Origin of the sequence: Photorhabdus sp. RW14-46 (assembly GCF_963887965.1) — a bacterium.
GTDB classification, from domain to species: domain Bacteria; phylum Pseudomonadota; class Gammaproteobacteria; order Enterobacterales; family Enterobacteriaceae; genus Photorhabdus; species Photorhabdus laumondii.
This window is the reverse complement of sequence record NZ_CAWPHH010000024.1, coordinates 21,555-42,369: the sequence shown is the minus strand read 5'-3', so window position 1 is coordinate 42,369 and position 20,815 is coordinate 21,555. Positions and strand designations below refer to the sequence as shown.

Here is a 20,815-nt window from a genome sequence, read left to right as displayed (position 1 = left end):
TTTTGAATTAACAGTGATGGCTGAGCTGTGTATTTGGCTCAGCCTTTTTTGAACTGTTCACCATAAACAGCAATGTTTAATAGCTCTGCTAATCATAGTCACCATGTGCTCTGGTGTCACCGCCTCCCCAAGCCACTCTCTTGCCATTTTCCCGTATAGCTATAAATGTCAATTGTGTTGCACTCAGGCTAATAATATCTTTCAATTTAGCAATTTCGGATGGCATTCTTCCTCCTAAATAAAGATCTCCCCAAGAAGCTACACTGCGGTCTTCCCGCAGAGCTGCGAATGCTCCACGTGTTGAACTCAGGTTGACGATATCTTGTAGTTGGGCAATTTCGGGTGGGAGTTGACCACCATAATTCTCATCTCCCCAAGCAACCACGCTATGATTTGCCCGTAGCGCTGCGAATGCACGGTTAGTTGCACTCAAGCTGGTGATATCTCGTAATGCAATAATCTCAGGGGGGATTAGGCTGCCATGATTGTCACCGTCCCACCAGTAAAAGGGGCTTTCCCAAGTGATTACACTGCCATTTTGTAATAACATGGCGGTTACTCTTTCATTGGTGACAATATAGCTATTATTATGATCAATGTTACTATCATTACTATATCTTGCAGATTTACAGTATTGTTTTATAAAACTATCATCAGTATTTATATCTGGTGAGAAATCATTAGGTTGATTCATATTACTCTCCTGATAAGGTCGTATCGGATTTACCTTTACCCATAGGGAGTTTGTTGTCGTGAAACTTGCTTACCCTTACGGGCTAAGTTGGGGTGCAGCTTTCGTTTAGGGATGTTAATGGTTTTCTTATTTGTGATGAAAAAATAATGTCTAATAGCCAGCTAGTTATATTCTCCATGTTCTAAAAGATCTCCTCCGCCCCAGCCGACTCTCCGGCCGTCTACCCGCAAAGCTGAAAAAGCAGTCGCTGTTGAATTCAGACTGACAATATCTTTTAATTTTGCGATCTCGGGGGGAACATAACCACCATGTTGTCCGTGTCCCCAGGCGACTACACTACCGTTTGCTCGCAGCGCTGCGAATGCCCCCTCTGTTGAACTTAGGCTGATGATATCTTTTAGTTGAGAAATCTCGTATGGAATTTGAACTCGATTATCCTTACCCGAATCTTCCCAGCAAACTATGCTGCGATTCGCCCGCAAAGCTGTAAATGCATCTGCTGTTGTACTCAAGCTGACAATATCCTGTAGTTGGGCAATATCGGGTGGGATACAGACATTATGATCCGGAAGTCCCCAGGCAACCACGCTACGGTCCGCCCGTAGCGCCGCGAATGCTTGATTTGTCGTACTCAGACTGACAATATCGTTCAGTTTAGCAATCTTGGGTGGAATTATATTTCCCAAGGCAGCTACGCTACGGTCCGCCCGCAACACTACGAATGTATAGTTAGCTACACTCAAGCTGACGATATCTTTTAGTTGTGCAATTTCGGGTGAAACTATTCTGCCGTTGGTCCAAGCAACCATGCTACGGTCTGCCCGTAAGGCTGCGAATCCCTCTCCTATTGCACGCAGACTAACAATGTCCTGTAGTTGGGCAATTTCGGATGGGAGATTACTACCAGAACTATCTTCCCAGGCAACTACGCTACGGTTCGCCCGTAGCGCTGCGAAAGAAGAAGTTGTTGAGCTCAGGCTGACGATATCTTTTAGTCGGGTAATTTCGGGTGAAACTGGGTTGATATTTCCCCAAATAACCACACTACGGTCCGCTCGTAGCGCTGTAAAAGCATAAGTTGTTGAACTCAGGCTGACGATATCCCGTAGTTGAGCAATTTCAGGCGGAACATAGCCGCCAAACCTTGTATTCCCCCAGGCGATGACACTGCCATTTTTCAATAGCATGGCAGTTGCTGAGAGAGTAGATGCAATAACTCTGTTGTTGCTGTTAAATGAATATTTTTTCCAATAAATTGGCCAATTATCTTCAAGTGCATATCTTCCCAAAGAAGAGCTTTTATCATTACTCTTGTTCGGTGATGAGTTATCATATTGATTCATATTACTTTCCTGATAAGGTTATATCGGATTTACCTTTACCCACAGGGAGTCTGTATTGTAAAACTTGTCCCTATACGGGCTAAGTTAGATGACTACTCTAATTAAAAAATATTAATGTATTAATGCAAAAAAGTGTAATAGGAAAAAGTCATTAGTTGATTGTGTAGGTTGGATGTTATGTGGGCAGGGTAACGATTCAACAGCATGAGTGAGTCAATTGACAACATCGAAAAACTGCGGAACTTACATGATAAGGTTAAAAAATATCAGCAACTGCGTTGGGACATTGGTTCTTCCTGATGCCAACGCAGTATGTTAAGCTTTTTTTCCCTTTGGTTTAACATGTTAAGTGATTATAAGCCATGTGTAATGGTGCATTAGTCATATTCACCATGCGATACAAAATCTCCGCCTCCCCAGCCGACTCTTTTGCCGTTTGCTCGCAAGGCTGAAAAACTACGGGGTGTTGACGTCAGGCTGATAACGTCTTTTAAGTTCGCAATTTCGGGTGGAATTTTTCCACCATTGTATATATCTCCCCAGGCGACTATGCTGCGGTCTGCTCGTAGGGCGGCAAAGGCATCACTTGATGCACTCAGGCTGATGACATTCTGTACTTGGGCTGCGTCATATGGGACCTGCTCAATACTCTCTATTGTTCCCCAAGTAACCACGCTACGATTTGTTCGTAGGGCTGTGAAAGCTGAACTTGTTGTGATGAGGTCAACGATATCGCTTAATGCAGCAATTTCTGATGGGATTGGCGTGTCTCCCCAGGCGACAATACTACGGTTTGACCGCAGAGCTATAAATGTGCCGCCCGAACCGATTAAATTAATAATATCTTGCAGTTGGGCAATGGCAGGCGGAACTGTGCCGCTCCTGCTTGCATTTCCCCAGGCAACCACGCTGCGGTTTGCCCGTAGGGCTGCGAATGCAGTACCTGTTTGACTCAGGCTAACGATATCTTGTAATTGAGCAATTGCTGGTGGAACCTGACCGCCAAACAGTGAATATCCCCAAGCAACCACACTGCGGTTTGCCCGTAAGGCCGCGAAGGTTGAGTACATGTCGTTTTTGCCAAGCACACTGACGATGTCCTGTAGTTGGGTAATCTCGGGTGGGAGCACGCCAGCTAAACGCCCCCAAGCAACTATGCTGCGGTTTGCCCGCAGAGCCAGGAAAGCATTACCTGATGAAGTTACACTGACAATGTCCTGTAATTGGGCAACTTCTGGTGTAACTTGGCCGCCATAGCGATTATCTCCCCAAGCAACTACGCTACCATTTGCTCGTAGAGCTGAGAAGGCGTTAGCCGTTGAACTCAGGCTAACAATATCCTTTAGTTGAGCAATGTCGGGAGGAAGTTGTCCACCGTTAACTGAATCTCCCCAGGCAACCACGCTGCGGTCTGCCCGTAAAGCTGCGAATGCGTATTGTGTTGAGCTCAGGCTAACGATATCTCGTAATACAGCAATGTCAGGTGGGACTTGACCGCCAAGATGTGTAAGTCCCCAGGTAATTACACTGCCATTCTGCAATAACATAGCGGTTGCTCCGATGGTGGATGCGAGAGCTATGTTATTGCTGCAATAGACGTTTTCTTCCCATTCTAATGGAGAGTTACTATTGTGATTTATACCTGATGAAGCATTATCATGTTGGTTCATTATTATTCTCCTGGTTAAGGTCGTATCGGATTTATTCTTAGTCCACAAGGAGTTTATGCGGAAAACCATGCCCAATTGGGAGAAAGTGTAACAGTTATTTTATTTACACTAAGTAATATTATTAGTTAAATAAATTTTTTGTATTCACTTGTAATGATTTGTTGTCCATGTAATGCATATTTAGATCTAGATCGCATAAATATGTAATTAAACTACATTTCATGGCGTCAAAATGAGCAAAACCCCTGGCTGAATCGAGATAATTTCTGAAAATAAATTACAAAAAGGCTTTTTCTAATAAATAAAATAGGGTAGAGTTATTGGCGTAGGGTACAGAGGTAAGATGTTCTATCTTTCAGACCTTTTACTTCATGTAATCGGATTTAGCTGAATATTAGCTGCCCCAGTCAATTTTGACTGGGGCATTTTTTTCAACTGAATTTAACACGTAAAAGTATAAAGAGAGGATGGATTAACGATGGTTTTCAACTTGAACGGCTTTCTGGCTGAACCATATATCCAGTTTCTGATGTAGTTTATCGATACCGATTTTTTTCGGGACTGAGAAATATTCTACTTGAATATCCCCATTAAGCGCGAGCAAAGCGTCACGCACCTTATTCAGTTGACTTTTACGGGCACCAGATGCCAGTTTGTCGGCTTTAGTCAACAACACCATAACCGGTACTTGCATTGCGACTGCCCATTGGATCATCTGCTGATCAAGATCTTTCAATGGGTGACGGATATCCATTAGTACAACCAGTCCGATCAGGCATTCACGTTTTTGCAGATATTCACCCAGTGCTTTTTGCCATTTGCGTTTCATCTCTTCCGGCACTTCGGCATAACCATAACCCGGTAAGTCAACCAGGCGAATACCTTCTTCTACTTCGAATAAATTGATGAGTTGAGTTCGACCTGGCGTTTTACTGGTGCGGGCGAGGCTTTTCTGTTTCGTCAGAGCATTCAGAGCGCTAGATTTACCTGCATTTGAGCGACCGGCAAACGCGACTTCAATGCCCATATCTTGAGGCAGATGGCGAATATCAGGTGCGCTCGTGATAAAACGGGTCATATGATAGTTGTGGTTTTTGATGGTCAAAATGATTATCTCCCTGAGAAATGCGCTGAATATATGGCAAAGGGGATTATACCGATAGCCACTGTTGGTTGACAGGATTAAAAATAATGACATATTTCTGATGGGTTGAACCAAGCTTGCTATTTTGTTACTGATGACGCTCCGGTTTATGAAATAAAATTTAACCTGTTATTGAAAGGATACATTTTTCTTCAAAGCACCAGCCGATTGATAGCGTAAATGTAGGTAAATATTAAGCACGATGTTGAAGAGATTATTAGAATTGATTCAGTTTGTGTTGTTGACCTTAATAATATAGGAACCCAGAATGTTTAAACGTATTTTAGTAGCACTTGTAACTGCATGCTCTCTGAGCGCAATGGCACCTCTGGCTTTGGCGGTGGGAGAAACCCACGTGAAGCTGACAACAACGGAGGGTAATATTGAACTGGAATTAAATAACCAGAAAGCGCCAATTACAACGAAAAACTTTATTGAATACGTCAATGAGGGTTATTACAACAATACAATCTTCCATCGGGTAATCCCTGGATTTATGGTGCAAGGTGGTGGTTTTACCAAAGATTTGCAGCAAAAATCGACTAAAGCTGCTATTAAAAATGAGGCAGATAATGGACTGCGTAATTTACGCGGAACTATCTCTATGGCACGTACCGCTGATAAAGACAGTGCCACTAGCCAATTTTTTATTAATGTAGCGGATAATGCTTTCCTTGATCACGGTCAGCGTGATTTTGGCTATGCAGTATTTGGTAAAGTCGTAAAAGGTATGGATGTTGTGGATAAAATTTCTCAAGTCAAAACGGAAAACGTTGGTCCATATCAGAATGTACCGGTTAAACCTGTTGCTATTCTGTCTGCGGAGATTATCCCTTAATTTTTTCCTATGACTTTGGCTGTGGCAGTTTCTGGTCTTCCGGTTAACTCTCATCAGATTAACAAACTGGCCTGCATTAAATGGAGGCCAGTTTCGCCGTTATTCATACATCTTTTGGGTAAATTCTTTATTTACTTCGGTTCGTGGATAATATCTGTCTTTGTAGCATTTCTTCTCTTTACTCTCACAGTGTACGCCGTTACTTAAAGTGTAAGAGGAAAAGTCGACATCTTTTCCATCACCAATCTCTTTTTTCAGGCGTTTTACCGCTTTCTTACCTAAATATCTTTCGGTTAATTTTAGTGATAGCCCTTGTTGATCAGAGCAATATTTTCCTTTTTTATCACAAACCACCCCTTTTTCCGGAAAGAAAATGTTGGCGGCTTTGGTAACAGCCAGCGTGGGGAAGGACAGTAAAAAAAGAGATGCTATAATCAGTTTTGTCTTCATAACAATTACCTTTACTTATTGAATATCAAAATAGAGCGTATGTTTTTTTGTAGGGTTATGAGAGTAAGTTGATTGAAGAAAAAACAGCCATTAATTTTGTTGTACTATGCTACAAATGTTGATGTGCTATGATAGCCGCCCCATTGTTGCGAGGCCGTTTTACCTGGAGCCAGTTGTGCAGGATAAACAAATTGCAGGAGTGGCAGGGCAACAAAATACAGCGAAAAAAATGAGTAGGATAGACTCCTATGTTACTAATAATAGATAACTATGATTCTTTTACATATAACTTATATCAATATTTTTGTGAATTGGGTACAGATGTTTTAGTTAAGCGCAATGATGAATTGCAACTTGAAGATATTGAGAGATTGACGCCTACCCATTTGGTTATTTCCCCAGGCCCTTGTACCCCAAATGAAGCCGGCATTTCTCTGTCTGCGATTTCTCATTTTTCGGATAAGTTGCCGATTCTTGGTGTTTGTCTTGGACATCAGGCAATTGGTCAGGCGTTTGGTGCCAGCGTGGTAAAAGCCAGAGAAGTGATGCACGGGAAAACTTCTGCTATTCATCATAATCAGCAAGGTGTGTTCAAAGGGCTTAACCGGCCATTGACCGCGACTCGTTACCATTCATTGGTGATTGCCGCAGAGACATTACCGGCCTCATTTGAAGTCACTGCATGGAGCCAGCATAACGGCAATGTCGATGAAATTATGGGCATTCGTCATCGTACTCTACCGCTAGAAGGGGTGCAGTTCCATCCTGAAAGTATTCTCAGTGAGCAAGGTCACCAGTTACTGAGCAACTTTCTGAGATATTAACCAGATACCGATAATTTCTTCATTTATTCATCTTTTTCATTTGCCCATCTTTGATTTTTTATGCATATTCGGTGATTATATTTTCACTTCTGAATGGCGTATATATAAAAAACGGGTGGGGAAATGAAGGAGCATATCGCAGTAGATAGAAACACATACGATCAAGTTATGTTGCCAATTTATTCACCAGCGCAGTTTATACCGGTGAGAGGGCAGGGTAGTCGTGTATGGGATCAGCATGGGAAAGAGTATATTGATTTTGCGGGAGGGATTGCTGTTGTGGCTTTGGGCCATTGTCATCCTGCGTTAGTGGATGTTTTGAAGCAGCAAGGGGAAAAACTTTGGCATATCAGTAATATTTTCACCAATGAACCGGCTTTGATTCTGGCGCAGAAACTGATTGATGCGACTTTTGCTGAGCGGGTGTTTTTTGCCAACTCAGGAGCGGAAGCGAATGAAGCGGCATTTAAACTGGCTCGCCACTATGCCATTGCGCGTCACAATCCCTATAAAACCAAAATTATCGCATTTCATCAGGGCTTTCATGGTCGTACCCTATTTACTGTCTCCGTGGGTGGTCAGCCAAAATATGCTGATGGTTTTGGACCAAAACCCGCGGATATTATTCATGTGTCTTTTAATGATTTAGATGCAGTGAAGGCCGTCATAGATGACCATACTTGTGCTGTTGTATTAGAACCGGTTCAGGGCGAAGGGGGAGTCACGGCGGCAGCACCGGCATTTATTCATGGGGTGCGTGAGCTTTGTGATAAGCATCAGGTGCTGTTGGTGTTTGATGAAGTGCAAAGTGGGATGGGACGTACTGGTAAGCTATTTTCTTATATGCATTATGATGTTACGCCAGACATCATTACCACGGCAAAAGCATTGGGAAATGGCTTCCCTATCAGCGCCATGCTGACGACAACGAATATTGCTTCAGTGATGACACCGGGAGCTCATGGTACAACTTATGGCGGTAATCCGTTGGCTTGTGCAGTTGCAAATGTTGCTTTTGATATTATTAATACACCAGCGGTTCTGGCGGGAGTTGAAAAACGCCATAATTTAATGGTGAATTTTCTGAATGATATCAATCAGAAATATTCGATATTTGGTGAAATCCGTGGAAAGGGTCTGCTGATTGGGGCAGAACTTAAAGCGCCACATCAGGGAAAAGCTAAAGATATTCTGCAACTGGCGGCTGAAAATGGCTTAATGTTGTTGAGTGCGGGAGGCGATGTACTGCGTTTCACGCCTTCGTTGATTATTAGTGAAGAAGAGATTGCTCAAGGAATGGAGCGGTTAGAGCAGGTAATTAATCAGTTGGTGTAATTAAATACAAGAGAAATCAGCGCAGGATTATGCGCTGATTAATCGGGCGTTAACGTGTACCGTAAACAACAATAGTTTTACCGTGTGCGGAGATCAAATTTTGATCTTCTAGCATTTTCAGAATACGACCAACTGTTTCGCGGGAACAGCCAACAATCTGGCCAATTTCCTGACGCGTGATTTTGATTTGCATTCCGTCTGGGTGGGTCATTGCATCTGGTTGTTTCGCCAGATTCAGTAAAGTTTGGGCAATTCGGCCGGTAACATCCAGGAAAGCCAGATTACCGACTTTCTCAGAAGTTGTTTGCAAACGGTTTGCCATTTGGGCAGATAAACGCATCAAAATATCCGGGTTTACCTGAATCAGTTGACGGAATTTTTTATAGGAGATTTCAGCCACTTCACAGGCGCTTTTGGCCCGTACCCAAGCTGTACGCTCTTGCCCCTCTTCAAATAATCCAAGTTCACCAATGAAATCCCCCTGATTTAGATAGGAAAGGATCATCTCTTTGCCTTCTTCATCTTTAATCAAAACTGCAACAGAACCTTTTACAATGTAGTAAAGCGTCTCTGCTTTTTCGCCTTGATGAATAAGCGTACTTTTAGATGGATATTTATGAATATGGCAGTGTGACAAAAACCATTCAAGAGTGGGGTCTGTTTGTGGCTTGCCGAGAACCATTCGTTTCATCCTCTGTTGTTATCGCTGCCTAAATAACACGAGAATCTAAAAGTTTCTCGTCAGGCTGGCTTATAAAGACACTAGCTTAACATATTAGTTTGTTGAAAAACCGACAGATAAGGGTTTTATATAGGTTATCTGAAATTTGAACCTTAAGTATTGATCATAACCTACCTATACTTAGCCCACTTCTGTTTTTAACACAGGAAAGGGTTTCTGTCTTGTCTTGTATTGTTTCAGCATAATAAACCGCTCACTAGATTGCCAGTTTAATACTGAAAGAGTAGGCTTGGATGCAAAGAACGACTTAAGAGGTATTTATGCAAGCACGGGTAAAATGGGTTGAAGGATTATCTCTTTTGGGGGAGTCATCTTCCGGTCATCAGATCATGATGGATGGTAATGCCGGTGATAAGGCACCGAGCCCAATGGAAATGGTATTAATGGCAGCCGGTGGTTGCAGTACGATTGATGTAGTTTCTATTTTGCATAAAGGCAGGTATGACATCAGAGATTGTGAAGTAAAATTAACTTCCCGCCGTCGTGAAGAGCCGCCACGCTTGTTTACTCATATTAATCTGCATTTTATTGTTACGGGTAAAGATTTAATAGATAAAGCGGTTGAACGTGCCGTCATGCTTTCAGCAGAAAAATATTGCTCTGTTGCATTGATGTTGGGGAAATCAGTTGAAATTACCCACAGTTTTGAAGTTAAAGATATAGATTAAGATATTATTTCGTGATCAAAAAATAACATCAGGTAACTAATATTTCAGTTACCTGTTTTTTTAACTGAATAATATAAGATGCAAATTTTAAGTGCCGGATTTGCTAAATTGACCTCAGGCGCTGATTAACAAATCTTTTCCCCTTCCAGTAATCGCTGCACCAAGGGTGTCATAATTAATTCCATTGCTAGGCCCATTTTTCCACCGGGGACCACGATGGTATTAATGCTTGAAACGAATGAGCCTTGTAACATTGCTAACAAGTATGGGAAATCAATTTGAGTCAGATCACGGAAGCGGATGACAATAAAACTTTCATCCAGTGATGGAATGGCTTTGGCTGAGAATGGATTGGATGTATCAACGGTAGGGACACGTTGGAAGTTGATATGTGTTCGCGAGAATTGTGGCGTAATGTAGTTAATATAATCATCCATAGAACGCACGACGGAATCCATCACAGCTTCCTGAGAGTGTCCTCGTTCTCCGGTATCGCGGACAAGTTTCTGTATCCATTCAAGGTTGACAATCGGCACGACGCCCACGAGCAGATCAACATGACTGGCAACATTATGTTGTGGTGTGACAACACCACCGTGTAGACCTTCATAAAACAGTACATCGGTCTGCTTGGGTAAAGATTCCCATGGCGTAAATGTACCGGGAAGCTGGTTGTAAGGGACGGCATCGTCATAGGTATGAAGATATTTCCGACGGCGGCCTTCACCGGTTTCACCATAATCAATCATGGTTTTTTCCAGCATGCCAAAATCATTGGCTTCTGGCCCAAAATAACTGATATGCCTGCCTTGTTCTTTGGCTTTACGGATTGCGGCATCCATTTCAGGGCGGGTGTAGCGGTGGAAACTATCTCCTTCTATCTGCGCTGCACTGATGTTAAGTTGCTGGAAAATCTTACGGAAAGCTAAACTGGTGGTGGTGGTTCCGGCACCGCTGGAGCCGGTAATTGCAATAATCGGATGTTTGACAGACATTCAGTAAACTCCATAATGTTAAGAATGGAACATTTCTTTTGGCACAATATTGACGCTCTCATGCAGTTCAGACCACACCAGCATAACATCCCCCCGTTCCAACTGATGGCGTATATTAGCGACTTTCTGCTCCAGCGATTTTTCATCTTCGCCATAGTCAGTGCCTTCCCGCAAGACAAAGCTCTCTATCAAATTTAGCAGAGTTTCGGGTTCCAGTTGTTGCCACGGGATAATCATTATGGTTGCTCCAGATAAGATGACAGCCAATTTGGGATGCGTTGTTCCAGCCACATTTGTGGCTTCTTCAATGAGCCACTGACAAAGCCGACATGTCCACCATATTCTGTCATTTGATATTCAATATTTTTGGGTAACATTTTGAGATCAGGGATGACTTCCGGTGCCATAAAAGGATCGTCTTTAGCATGAATAATCAGCAGTGGCACAGTAATATCAGGCAGACGCGGCAGAGCACTGCACTGGTGGTAATAGTCCGCTGCATTTTTAAAGCCGTGGATTTTCGCGGTCACAATTTCATCAAATTCCCGAATATGTTTCAATCCTTTTACTTGAGACAGATTGATGGGGAGTGAACCGGGGTAGCGTAACAATTTGCGGGTGGCATTACGTTTCAGGCTATTGAGTAAATAGCGTTCATAGACATGAGAAAATCCTTTCTCTATCCGCAGGGAGCAGGCTGCCAGCATCAGAGGCGCGGAAACAATAACGGCAGCATTGATCTGAGCATCTATTTTTTCTTCTGCCAGATAGCAGGCCAGCATATTACCGCCGACTGAATAACCTACGGCTGAGGTGGGGACATCACCGTAAGTCTGTTTTAACCAGCTTAGAAAATAACGGGCATCGCTTGTTTCGCCAGAATGATAGAGACGTTTTTGGCGGTTTGGTTCACCACTGCATCCGCGGAAATGCATGACAACACCAAGCCAACCTTTCTTCTGACAGATATGAAGCAAACCGTGGGCATAAGGGCTGTGAAAACTGCCTTCCAGACCATGAAATAGGATCAATCGTGGCTTGTGTGCTGCGGTGGCGGGATCTTCACTCCACGCCAGATCAACAAAATCGTTATCTGGTAAATCAAGTCGTTGCCAATAGGGTTGCAGTTCAGGATACCGCCGCACCAGACGCGGGAGGAGTGTCTGCAAATGCGGATTACTGGCTCCGGTTAGAGGACGAAAGATATCGGTCATAATGGTTTCGAGTTAAATTGATTAGTTATCTTGTATGGTGAATAACATACTGATATTTTCTGTGAAAGGGAAACGCCATTGTTCAGGATGAAAGGTAACTCTTCATGACAGCAAGCCTAATTTTTTCATTAACAACTTTTTTATTTATTTCTTCCATTACACCGGGTCCAAACAACATGTTGTTGACTTCATCAGGCGCTAACTTCGGCTTTATCCGCTCTTTGGGGTTACTCTTTGGCGTTGTTCTGGGCATGCAGACGATTTTATATCTGGCGGCTTTCGGAATAGCCGCATTGTTGTTGGTCTATCCTGCTATTCACACGGTGATGAAAATTGCAGGTAGCCTCTATTTGCTGTGGCTGGCATGGAAAACAGCAACAGCCAGTTACCGACGTCTGGATACCAAAGATAGCGCTGTTATCAAGCCGGTGCGGTGGTATCAAGGTTGGTTATTGCAGTTTTTGAATCCCAAAGCTTGGCTGATGGGGTTGGGTGCGGTTGGCAGCTACAGTATTGCCGGTGATCACTATCTCTATTCCATCATCGTGATCAGTATTGCAGTGATGTTTATTAATTTCTTGTGCGGCATGGTGTGGGCGGGCTTTGGTTCGTTGATAGGGACGTTACTCCGTAGTCGCAATGCTTGGTTTATTTTCAACATCATGATGGGCGTATTAACGGCAACTTGTGTGCCATTAATCTGGATTGGGTAATTCATCGGTAAATTGTATTTTGGTTATAAAGAATATTTATTCATTCTTTTTGGCTTTGGACATCGGCTTTAAGCACCTCTATTTTTTTATTCCCGAAGATCAGAGTCAGTACAAAACCGCTGATATAAGCCACCACTAGCCCGGCGGCGTACACTGCCATTCCGGCAAAAATACCGCTGTTTGAGGTCATCAGTGGCAGTGCTACTAATCCGGATGGACCAAAAACCGTATTCAACCCAACAGGTAATCCTAAATAAGCTATTAAACCGATAAAGAAACCACCGGCGGCACCGCCTAAACAGGCGGTGATAAAGGGTTTAATCCGTGGAAGTGTGACTCCGTAAATCAACGGTTCACCGATGCCGAGCAAGCCTGGAATAATCGCGCCTTTTATCTGCGTGCGCAGCAGCGAGTCTTTTTTCGCTTTGACATACAGTGCCAGCGCTGCACCAACCTGCCCGCCGCCTGCCATTGCAAGAATTGGGAACAGAGAATTAAAGCCTTGAGCCTCCATGAGTGCGAAATAGACGGGAACAAACCCTTGATGAATACCAAACATAACAGCGAGTAAAAATAGCCCAGCCAATATCGCCGTGCCAAAAGGATTGCCGTTAAGGTGAAGGAATAACCATGACATGCCGCTAAATAGATAACTCCCCAGCGGCATGATAAAGATAAAGGCAATGGCTCCCATGATTAGCAGAGTAATAGCCGAAGTGAGGATCATATCCAGATTGTCTGGAATGATCTTACGAACTTGTCGTTCTACCCATGCTCCCAGAATAGCGGCAATAAGAACGCCGATAATATTGCCGCGTGGATCGATGCTATAACCAAAGAAAGTAGAAATACCGGAATAAAAACCGCTGGTGGCATCCGGGTTATAACTGAGTACAAACAGCGAAGCAATAATGGCACCGTTTATTCCCGAACCACCAAATGCTTTTTGCGCGTTATAACCGATCAGAATACTCAGAAAACTGAACATACCTTTACTGAAAACTTTCATATAGCCGATGATTTCAACCAAAATGGTATTAGGGTGTTCAACGCCCTGAATAGTTATCTGTTCAAGTAAAGTAGCAAAGCCGAGAAGCAGACCAACGGCAATAAAACCGGGGATCAGTGGGGTAAAAATGGTAGCGAATTTGGTCAGGAATTTGTGTACCGCACTGACTTGTTTCTCTTTAAGTTGCTTTTTATTAGCAGAAGCAATATTGGCTAAATGGGTGTCGCTTGGTTTCGATTGTGCTGTAGGAGTAGAAGAATTTAGCAATTCATTCATTATCTCAGCCGCCGCTTGGGCTTTTCCTGGCCCAAGCACAATTTGAAACTGATCGTCGCTCTCAATAATACCTAACACATTGGGGATCTGTTTTAACGCCACTTTATCCACCTGAGTACTGTTACGCAGTGTTAGTCGCAGGCGAGTCATGCAGTTGCCACATTGCGCCACATTATTTGCATTGCCGATAGCTTTAAGGATCTGGGCAATGACTGACTGGTTAATTTTCGCCATCTTCTTACTCCTTCTCAGCAGAGGAAGTCATTACCGAACGGCTGAGATCGTCGGTCGAATAAAACCGTGATGCTTTTTCAGTAAAGTCTTTGCTTGTTGAGCATTGATGCCAGCCAGAATCATCACAATGGCGGTTTTACAATGTCCATCACATTCAGCCAGTGCCTGCTCAGCTTGTTCACGATTACATTCGGTGGCGGCGATAACGATATTTTTCTGCCTTTCAACCAGCTTGGCATTGGTCGCTTCTACGTCCACCATCAGGTTGCTATAAACTTTACCTGTACGGATCATGGCACCGGTGGTCAGCATATTCAGAATGAGCTTTTGTGCTGTACCGGCTTTCATACGTGATGAACCTGTGACAATTTCTGGCCCAACTATCGGTGCAATAGCAATATCGGCGGCTTGTGTCATCGGGCTTTCCGGGTTGCAGCTAATACAGGCAACGGTCGCACCAACGGATTTCGCATACATCATGGCACCCAAGACATAAGGTGTACGACCACTGGCGGCAATGCCAACCAATACATCTTTTGAGTTAAAGTGTAGCGCTTGAAGATCATTTGCGCCTAGTTGTTGGTTATCTTCTGCATTCTCAACCGCATGTAGAATGGCTTGATGCCCGCCGGCAATTAATCCAACCACTTGTTCCGGTTTGGTACCATAAGTGGGAGGACACTCACTGGCATCCAAAATCCCTAATCGGCCCGATGTACCGGCACCGATATAAATTAAACGACCTCCTTGACGAAATGCTTCGGCAATTTTGTCTACTGTTTCAGCGATTTTTGGCAAAGTTTGTTCTACAGCCAATGCGACTTTTTTATCTTCGTCATTAATTAGTTTTAACATTTCAAGGGTTGGCAAAGTATCAATGTTGGCACTGGCTGGATTACGACTTTCGGTAACCATATTGTTGAGATTGATTTTCATATTGTTTTCCTAAGGGAATATTCTGGAATTGATGATATACCCGTTATCCTTCAAGTTGCCTCTTTGTTGGCTGCACTCGCTCACCCCGGTCACATCGTTATCTATGCTCCCGGGGATTCACTCCCTTGCCGCCGCGATGCATCTTGAAATCCATAGGGTATAAAAAATCATTTATTCTTAAAATGTGATTATTATCACGGTGTTAATTATTTAAAATGTGTTGAGGATTAAGAATCTTTATATTCATAATAGTGATTCAATCAGTTAAAGCTGGCTTATTAATAAATTCTATCATCCCATATACTATAGGCAGATGTGCCGGCGGTTATGTGATTCCAGGATATGGATCTATATTTGAGAAAGACTTTTTCGTACGGCATCATTTCATTATCATTTATTGAATGCGGGTAGACGCAAGAAATGTCAACAACACTCGCTTCTGTTAATTTGACCTCATAGAAAAGTTCTAACTGCCCAGCGAAATTTGTTCTGTAAAAGAAGAAAATCGCATTCACTAGTTCATTTGAAGATATTGCGGATGCTAACAGCGGCGATGATTTATCGATTGGCTTGATAAATTGTACCGGGTGATGATCGACATTCTTTTGGCGAGTTATCGTGTGATTCAAATGCAATACCTGTATTTGATCTTCGTGCCCCTGTTGGTATCGGTTTCCTATTGAGTCTAGCGTTGAACAACCGGCAGAAATTAAACCTTGTTTCTTACCATCTAAAGATAAATAAATTATATGTGACATAAGTAATTACCAGACAAACTCTTTATTTAAATTACCTAAGACTGTATGTCTAGGCGGTGAAAGTACGACCTTAACACCAAAATATAAAAAAATTAACAGTTCAATATTGAATTTCTTTCTTAAAGGATAGAAACAGTATTTAATAGAGTTTGGAATTTTTTGCTCAATAATGTATTTATTACTTTTATCCTTAAACATCAGGCATTATTTTGTATTACTATACAGTAACTTAACTGTAGGCGTTCTGCGTTTGTTTAACATTTTGCTATTATATAGTCGACATGACTATTTTTTATGTAATATAGTGCTATCTTCGAATTCTTAATTGCTAATGGGGTTAGCCGTATGAACGATAGAGATAGGCAACAGTTATTACAACAGCTCACTGACGTATTAGTGAATAGCCCATTAATTCCAGAAGAAAAATTGGCAATGATGATGATGCAGTGTTTTGAGTTATTGTTGTCAACTCAAGCCTGTGCGATCGACATGAAGATTTCAGATGGCCGTGTTCTTTCTCTCAAATTAGAAACTCCGGCGGTTAGACACTAATGTGATAATTATTGGTTTTAAGAAATGTGGAAAGGGTTTCACGATGACATATAAAAAATACAACCCCTCGCTGGAGGGCTATATGGGGGATTTCCTGAGAGGTCATGTTGGAGCTAACCAATTAAAACCTCAGCATGAATTCTTTGATGCCATTGGTCTCGAAAAGCAGTTAAGAGAGAATACAACCTATATTGCGCTGCTATCGTTAGATGAAGCGAAAGATGTGCTAGAAGATATTGACTCGCCAAAACCCAAAAGTCCATTTATAAAGAAAATATTTGAGATTACCGATCCCATATCACCCTATGCAGGTAACATACATGATTCTCTTGATCTTTTTAATGTTATTGGGGAGTTTAAGAAATTAGGAATTAAAGCCACAGAGTATATGGGTAAAGATGGAAACAGATACATTAAAATATCAGGTTATGCGGGAGTTAGAAAGATCATCACGGCTTCAAGATATAAAGCTGCTAATATGAAGATGATATCTATGGGGATTGGGCAACAAGGACTGAATAGTGGCATAGTTAAGGGAATGAAGTTCAGTATATTCTTTTCCGCGGCTTATCGAACGGTTGAGCTTATATTTAAGGATGAATACACACTGGCTGATTTTCTAGGTAATATTGCTGTGGATCTGGCTAAGGCAGTAGTAGCAGCTTTTGTTTCTTGGGCTATTGGGTCTGTAATGATGGCTACATCTATTGCTGGTGCTAGCATAATTTTTGTAGCTGGTGTTGTGTTTATCGTAGGTTTTGTAATGACATATGCACTTGATGCTATAGATAAAAGATTTAAAATTAGTGAAACTGTTATTAATTTAATTAGAAAAGAAATGGAGAGGAAACCAAGAATTCCAGAAGCTAATTTCAATCAATTTCTTAATAACTGGGGGGGTTATGGGAAGTAAAAAAAAGGCTATACATATCATCTGCGCTCTTTTTATTTTCATTCTAACGTCATTCACTTTTTTTTTGACAGGGGGAAATTTAAATTCTTTAATTAAAATGGATGAAAAAATAATATTCTCAGGTGGTGTTGTTATAATATTTTTTTCTTTTCCTTTGATCTCTTATGCTACATTTTTTATTGTTTTTGTTACTGTGACTGGACATTATCCAAAGTATCATGATAATTTTGTTAAATATTTTTGTTCGATAGCTATTGTTGCAATTGTTTTAAGTTTTCCTACATCTTTGTATGTGAATTATAAGTTAAGAAGTGATGGCTATTTGGTATGTCCAAGAATCTCTTGGATGTCTCCTAATACTTATGTGAAAGATATGAAGCTATGTGATTGATATTGTTGTTTTTGACTTCAATCAATTCCTTAAGAACTGGGGAAATTATGGGAGATAAAAAAAAGATTATATATATCATTGGCGCTCTTGCTATTTTTATTTTGATGTCATTCGCTTTCTTTTTGACAGGAGAAAATTTAGTCTCTTTAGTTAAAATGGATGAGAAAATAACATTCTCAAGTAGTGTTATTATTATATTCTTCTTTTCTCCTTTGGTTTTTTATTCTTTATTTTTTATTATTTTTGTCAGTATAACTGGTCATTATCCTAAGTATCATGATAGTTTTAATAAATATTTTGGTTCGATAGCCATTATTTCACTTTTTTTAAGTTTCCCTACATATTTGTATGTGAATTATAAATTAAAGAGTGATAACTATTTGGTATGTCCAAGAATCTCTTGGAAGTCTCCTAATACCTATGTAAAAGATATGAAGCTATGTGATTGATATTGTTGTTTTTGACTTCAATCAATTCCTTAATAACTGGGGGAATTATGGGAAATAAAAGAAAGGTTATACATATCATCTGCGCTATTTTTATTTTCATTCTAACGTCATTCACTTTCTTTTTGACGGGGGAAAATTTAAATTCTTTAATTAAAATGGATGAGAAAATAACATTCTCAGGTCGTGTTGTTATAATATTTTTTTCTTCTCCTTTGATTTTTTATTATATGATTGCAGTTATTTTTGTCAATATAACTGGTCGTTCTCCAAAGCATCATGATGGTTTTGTTAACTGTTTTGGGACGATAGCTATTACTTCATTTTTTTTAAGTTTTCCCATATCTTTATATGTGCATTATAAGTTAAAAAGTGATGATTATTTGGTATGTCCAAGAATCTCTTTGATGGTGCCGAATACTTATGTGAAAGATATGAAGTTATGTGATTGATATGAGTGATATGGTTGTGGATAGTAAAAGAAAAATAATACACATTATTTGCGCGATTTTCATATTGTCTTTGATGTCGTTTTCTATGTATATAGTAAGTGAATATTTGCTTTCGTTGATTTTAATGGATGAAAAAATAACATTTTCAGGTAATGTTATGATATTTTTTTTCATTTCCTTTTGTTTTTTATTTTGTGGTTTCGGCTGTTTATCTTTCTTTAGCAAAGCGTTATCCAAAACACTATGACACCTGTGCAAAATATTTATTTGTGATAGCGATTTCTTCGGTTTTTTTGAGTTTTCCCGTCTACTTCTATGTGGACTATAAACTGAAAAGTGATAACTATTTAGTATGTCCAAGAATCTCTTGGTCGTCGCCGAATACTTATGTAAAAGATATTAAGCTATGTGATTGATATTGTTTTATTTGATTTAAATCAATTCCTTAATAACTGGGGGAATTATGGGAAATAAAAGAAAGGTTATACATATCATCTGTGCTCTTTTTATTTTCATTCTAACGTCATTCACTTTCTTTTTGACGGGGGAAAATTTAAATTCTTTAATTAAAATGGATGAAAAAATAATATTCTCAGGTGGTGTTTTTATGATATTTTTTTCTTCTCCGTTGGTTTTTTATTATGTTATTTTTGTTATTTTTGTTAATATAACTGGACGTTATCCTAAATACCATGATAGTTTTAACAAATATTTTGGGACGATAGCTATTATTTCATTTTTTTTAGGTTTTCCTACATCTTTGTATGTGAATTATAAGTTAAAAAATGATGGCTATTTAGTATGTCCAAGGATATCTTGGACGTCGCCGAATACTTATGTGAAAGATATTAAACTGTGTGATTGATATGGTTATGGATAGTAAAAGAAAAATAACACACATTATTTGCGCAGTTTTTTCATTGGCTTTGATGTCATTTTCTATGTTTATAGTAAGTGAATATTTACTTTCATTAATTTTAATGGATGAGAAAATAACATTCTCAAGCAGTGTTTTTATGACATTTTTTTCTTTTCCATTTGTTTCATATTATATTATTCTAGTTATTATTATTAATATAACTGGTCGTTATCCTAAACATCATGATAGCTTTAATAAATATTTTTGTTCGATAGCTATTGTTTCAATTGTTTTGAGTTTTCCTACATCTTTATATGTGGGTTATAAATTGAAAAGTGATAACTATTTGGTATGTCCAAGAATATCTTGGATGTCGCCTAATACCTATGTAAAAGATATTAAGCTATGTGATTGATATGAGTGATATGGTTGTGGATAAAAAAAGAAAAATAATACGTATTATTTGCGCAATTTTTATATTGGCTTTAATGTCATTTTCTATGTTTATAGTAAGTGAATATTTGCTTTCATTGGTTTTAATGGATGAGAAAATAACATTCTCAAGCAGTGTTTTTATGACATTTTTTTCTTTTCCTTTGGTTTTATATTATATAGTTTTTATTATCTTTGTTAATGTGGTTGGCTGTTATCCAAAAAATCATGATAATTTTAATAAGTATTTGGGAATGATAGCTATTGTTTCAATTGTTTTAAGTTTTCCTACGTCTTTATATGTGAACTATAAGTTAAAAAGTGATGGCTATTTGGTATGCCCAAGAATCTCTTGGTCGTCGCCGAATACTTATGTAAAAGATATTAAGCTATGTGATTGATATTGTTTTATTTGATTTCAATCAATTTCTTCATAATTGGGGGCAGTATGGGAGATAAAAAAAGATTATATATATCATCGGCGCTCTTGCTATTTTTATTTTGACGTCATTTGGTTTCTTTTTGACAGGAGAAAATTTAATCTCTTTAGTTAAAATGGATAAGAAAATAACATTCTCAAGTAGTGTTATTATTATATTCTTTTTTTCTCCTTTGGTTTTTTATTCTTTATTCTTTATTCTTTTTGTCAGTATAACTGGTCATTATCCTAAGTATCATGATAGTTTTAATAAATATTTTGGTTCGATAGCCATTATTTCACTTTTTTTAAGTTTTCCTACATCTTTGTATGTGAATTATAAATTAAAGAGTGATAACTATTTGGTATGTCCAAGAATCTCTTTGACGTCGCCTAATACCTATGTAAAAGATATTAAACTATGTGATTGATATTAGTCTTATTGGTGGATGGAGGAGAGGTTTTATTTAAAAATGAGAATTAATAGTTATATTTTCAGAATGATGCTT

Annotated in this window: 27 protein-coding genes and 1 pseudogene; 16 read left to right on the top strand and 12 right to left on the bottom strand. The window is 39.9% G+C overall.

Annotation, left to right across the window (positions count from 1 at the left end; translation table 11 throughout):
* Nucleotides 1–88: 88 nt before the first annotated feature.
* From AACQ38_RS17215 to AACQ38_RS17205, 3 genes are all read right to left on the bottom strand, one after another.
* Nucleotides 89–694: a hypothetical protein gene (locus AACQ38_RS17215; protein WP_165578665.1), complete on the bottom strand. Its 606-nt coding sequence runs from the start codon at nucleotides 692–694 to the stop codon at nucleotides 89–91.
* A 161-nt stretch (nucleotides 695–855) separates the two neighbouring features.
* Nucleotides 856–2,037 carry an RCC1 domain-containing protein gene (locus AACQ38_RS17210; RefSeq protein ID WP_165578664.1) on the bottom strand — a complete coding sequence of 394 codons (1,182 nt, stop codon included), beginning with the start codon at nucleotides 2,035–2,037 and terminating at the stop codon, nucleotides 856–858.
* 377 nt (nucleotides 2,038–2,414) lie between these two features.
* The gene (locus AACQ38_RS17205) at nucleotides 2,415–3,707 is read right to left on the bottom strand and encodes an RCC1 domain-containing protein (protein WP_011144776.1); all 1,293 of its coding nucleotides are present in this window, start codon (nucleotides 3,705–3,707) and stop codon (nucleotides 2,415–2,417) included.
* 343 nt (nucleotides 3,708–4,050) lie between these two features.
* Here AACQ38_RS17205 and AACQ38_RS24150 point away from each other — a divergent pair, with 343 nt between their 5' ends.
* Nucleotides 4,051–4,098: a hypothetical protein gene (locus AACQ38_RS24150; RefSeq protein WP_438361642.1), complete on the top strand. Its 48-nt coding sequence runs from the start codon at nucleotides 4,051–4,053 to the stop codon at nucleotides 4,096–4,098.
* An 81-nt stretch (nucleotides 4,099–4,179) separates the two neighbouring features.
* Here AACQ38_RS24150 and yihA read toward each other — a convergent pair whose 3' ends face one another.
* The gene (gene yihA, locus AACQ38_RS17200; protein WP_011144777.1) at nucleotides 4,180–4,812 is read right to left on the bottom strand and encodes a ribosome biogenesis GTP-binding protein YihA/YsxC; all 633 of its coding nucleotides are present in this window, start codon (nucleotides 4,810–4,812) and stop codon (nucleotides 4,180–4,182) included.
* Between the two features lie 307 nt (nucleotides 4,813–5,119).
* On the opposite strand from yihA, the gene ppiA reads away from it, so the two are divergent.
* Complete coding sequence (gene ppiA / locus AACQ38_RS17195; protein WP_165578663.1) at nucleotides 5,120–5,689, top strand: peptidylprolyl isomerase A; 570 nt, start codon at nucleotides 5,120–5,122, stop codon at nucleotides 5,687–5,689.
* A 99-nt stretch (nucleotides 5,690–5,788) separates the two neighbouring features.
* Here ppiA and AACQ38_RS17190 read toward each other — a convergent pair whose 3' ends face one another.
* Nucleotides 5,789–6,139: a YcgJ family protein gene (locus AACQ38_RS17190; protein ID WP_011144779.1), complete on the bottom strand. Its 351-nt coding sequence runs from the start codon at nucleotides 6,137–6,139 to the stop codon at nucleotides 5,789–5,791.
* Nucleotides 6,140–6,387: 248 nt separating this feature from the next.
* On the opposite strand from AACQ38_RS17190, the gene AACQ38_RS17185 reads away from it, so the two are divergent.
* Both AACQ38_RS17185 and argD read left to right on the top strand, forming a co-directional pair.
* On the top strand, nucleotides 6,388–6,963 hold the full coding sequence (locus AACQ38_RS17185) for an aminodeoxychorismate synthase component II (protein WP_011144780.1): 576 nt from the start codon (nucleotides 6,388–6,390) through the stop codon (nucleotides 6,961–6,963).
* Between the two features lie 123 nt (nucleotides 6,964–7,086).
* Nucleotides 7,087–8,298, top strand: a complete 1,212-nt coding sequence (argD, locus tag AACQ38_RS17180; protein WP_165578662.1) for a bifunctional acetylornithine/succinyldiaminopimelate transaminase — start codon at nucleotides 7,087–7,089, stop codon at nucleotides 8,296–8,298.
* Between the two features lie 49 nt (nucleotides 8,299–8,347).
* Here argD and crp read toward each other — a convergent pair whose 3' ends face one another.
* On the bottom strand, nucleotides 8,348–8,980 hold the full coding sequence (gene crp / locus AACQ38_RS17175) for a cAMP-activated global transcriptional regulator CRP (protein WP_010848517.1): 633 nt from the start codon (nucleotides 8,978–8,980) through the stop codon (nucleotides 8,348–8,350).
* A gap of 320 nt (nucleotides 8,981–9,300) precedes the next feature.
* Between crp and AACQ38_RS17170 the strand changes: the two genes are divergently transcribed.
* A complete protein-coding gene (locus tag AACQ38_RS17170; RefSeq protein ID WP_011144782.1) occupies nucleotides 9,301–9,708 on the top strand; it encodes an OsmC family protein in 408 nt (135 codons plus the stop codon).
* A 125-nt stretch (nucleotides 9,709–9,833) separates the two neighbouring features.
* On the opposite strand, the gene AACQ38_RS17165 is transcribed toward AACQ38_RS17170, so the two are convergent.
* From AACQ38_RS17165 to AACQ38_RS17155, 3 genes are read right to left on the bottom strand one after another with little or no spacing between them, the layout of a single operon-like run.
* Nucleotides 9,834–10,703: a phosphoribulokinase gene (locus AACQ38_RS17165; RefSeq protein ID WP_058588694.1), complete on the bottom strand. Its 870-nt coding sequence runs from the start codon at nucleotides 10,701–10,703 to the stop codon at nucleotides 9,834–9,836.
* A gap of 18 nt (nucleotides 10,704–10,721) precedes the next feature.
* On the bottom strand, nucleotides 10,722–10,940 hold the full coding sequence (locus tag AACQ38_RS17160; RefSeq protein WP_011144784.1) for a YheU family protein: 219 nt from the start codon (nucleotides 10,938–10,940) through the stop codon (nucleotides 10,722–10,724).
* Nucleotides 10,940–11,917: a hydrolase gene (locus tag AACQ38_RS17155; RefSeq protein ID WP_011144785.1), complete on the bottom strand. Its 978-nt coding sequence runs from the start codon at nucleotides 11,915–11,917 to the stop codon at nucleotides 10,940–10,942. The genes AACQ38_RS17160 and AACQ38_RS17155 overlap by 1 nt, the downstream gene beginning before the upstream one ends.
* A gap of 104 nt (nucleotides 11,918–12,021) precedes the next feature.
* Between AACQ38_RS17155 and AACQ38_RS17150 the strand changes: the two genes are divergently transcribed.
* The gene (locus tag AACQ38_RS17150) at nucleotides 12,022–12,630 is read left to right on the top strand and encodes a LysE family translocator (protein WP_165578661.1); all 609 of its coding nucleotides are present in this window, start codon (nucleotides 12,022–12,024) and stop codon (nucleotides 12,628–12,630) included.
* Nucleotides 12,631–12,670: 40 nt separating this feature from the next.
* Here the strand turns inward: AACQ38_RS17150 and murP are convergent, their stop codons facing one another.
* From murP to AACQ38_RS17135, 3 genes are all read right to left on the bottom strand, one after another.
* Nucleotides 12,671–14,149 (bottom strand): PTS N-acetylmuramic acid transporter subunit IIBC, encoded by a 1,479-nt coding sequence (gene murP / locus AACQ38_RS17145; RefSeq protein WP_165578660.1) that lies wholly within the window; start codon nucleotides 14,147–14,149, stop codon nucleotides 12,671–12,673.
* Nucleotides 14,150–14,179: 30 nt separating this feature from the next.
* On the bottom strand, nucleotides 14,180–15,085 hold the full coding sequence (gene murQ, locus AACQ38_RS17140; RefSeq protein ID WP_165578659.1) for an N-acetylmuramic acid 6-phosphate etherase: 906 nt from the start codon (nucleotides 15,083–15,085) through the stop codon (nucleotides 14,180–14,182).
* Between the two features lie 278 nt (nucleotides 15,086–15,363).
* Nucleotides 15,364–15,843 carry an Hcp family type VI secretion system effector gene (locus AACQ38_RS17135; RefSeq protein ID WP_165578658.1) on the bottom strand — a complete coding sequence of 160 codons (480 nt, stop codon included), beginning with the start codon at nucleotides 15,841–15,843 and terminating at the stop codon, nucleotides 15,364–15,366.
* A 345-nt stretch (nucleotides 15,844–16,188) separates the two neighbouring features.
* On the opposite strand from AACQ38_RS17135, the gene AACQ38_RS17130 reads away from it, so the two are divergent.
* From AACQ38_RS17130 to AACQ38_RS17085, 10 genes and pseudogenes are all read left to right on the top strand, one after another.
* The gene (locus AACQ38_RS17130; RefSeq protein ID WP_165578657.1) at nucleotides 16,189–16,395 is read left to right on the top strand and encodes a hypothetical protein; all 207 of its coding nucleotides are present in this window, start codon (nucleotides 16,189–16,191) and stop codon (nucleotides 16,393–16,395) included.
* Between the two features lie 43 nt (nucleotides 16,396–16,438).
* Entirely contained in the window at nucleotides 16,439–17,308 is an 870-nt protein-coding gene (locus AACQ38_RS17125) for a hypothetical protein (protein ID WP_242685613.1), read from the top strand.
* Nucleotides 17,298–17,699 carry a DUF1240 domain-containing protein gene (locus AACQ38_RS17120; protein ID WP_165578656.1) on the top strand — a complete coding sequence of 134 codons (402 nt, stop codon included), beginning with the start codon at nucleotides 17,298–17,300 and terminating at the stop codon, nucleotides 17,697–17,699. The genes AACQ38_RS17125 and AACQ38_RS17120 overlap by 11 nt, the downstream gene beginning before the upstream one ends.
* Nucleotides 17,700–17,746: 47 nt before the next feature.
* The gene (locus tag AACQ38_RS17115; RefSeq protein WP_165578655.1) at nucleotides 17,747–18,148 is read left to right on the top strand and encodes a DUF1240 domain-containing protein; all 402 of its coding nucleotides are present in this window, start codon (nucleotides 17,747–17,749) and stop codon (nucleotides 18,146–18,148) included.
* A gap of 47 nt (nucleotides 18,149–18,195) precedes the next feature.
* Nucleotides 18,196–18,597 carry a DUF1240 domain-containing protein gene (locus tag AACQ38_RS17110; RefSeq protein ID WP_165578654.1) on the top strand — a complete coding sequence of 134 codons (402 nt, stop codon included), beginning with the start codon at nucleotides 18,196–18,198 and terminating at the stop codon, nucleotides 18,595–18,597.
* Between the two features lie 194 nt (nucleotides 18,598–18,791).
* Nucleotides 18,792–19,013, top strand: a complete 222-nt coding sequence (locus AACQ38_RS17105; RefSeq protein WP_339367062.1) for a DUF1240 domain-containing protein — start codon at nucleotides 18,792–18,794, stop codon at nucleotides 19,011–19,013.
* Nucleotides 19,014–19,060: 47 nt separating this feature from the next.
* Nucleotides 19,061–19,462, top strand: a complete 402-nt coding sequence (locus AACQ38_RS17100; protein ID WP_165578653.1) for a DUF1240 domain-containing protein — start codon at nucleotides 19,061–19,063, stop codon at nucleotides 19,460–19,462.
* Between the two features lie 7 nt (nucleotides 19,463–19,469).
* Nucleotides 19,470–19,871: a DUF1240 domain-containing protein gene (locus tag AACQ38_RS17095; protein ID WP_165578652.1), complete on the top strand. Its 402-nt coding sequence runs from the start codon at nucleotides 19,470–19,472 to the stop codon at nucleotides 19,869–19,871.
* A gap of 1 nt (nucleotide 19,872) precedes the next feature.
* Nucleotides 19,873–20,289: a DUF1240 domain-containing protein gene (locus AACQ38_RS17090; protein ID WP_242685615.1), complete on the top strand. Its 417-nt coding sequence runs from the start codon at nucleotides 19,873–19,875 to the stop codon at nucleotides 20,287–20,289.
* A 47-nt stretch (nucleotides 20,290–20,336) separates the two neighbouring features.
* Nucleotides 20,337–20,737 (top strand): annotated as a pseudogene (locus AACQ38_RS17085) (DUF1240 domain-containing protein).
* Nucleotides 20,738–20,815 lie beyond the last annotated feature (78 nt).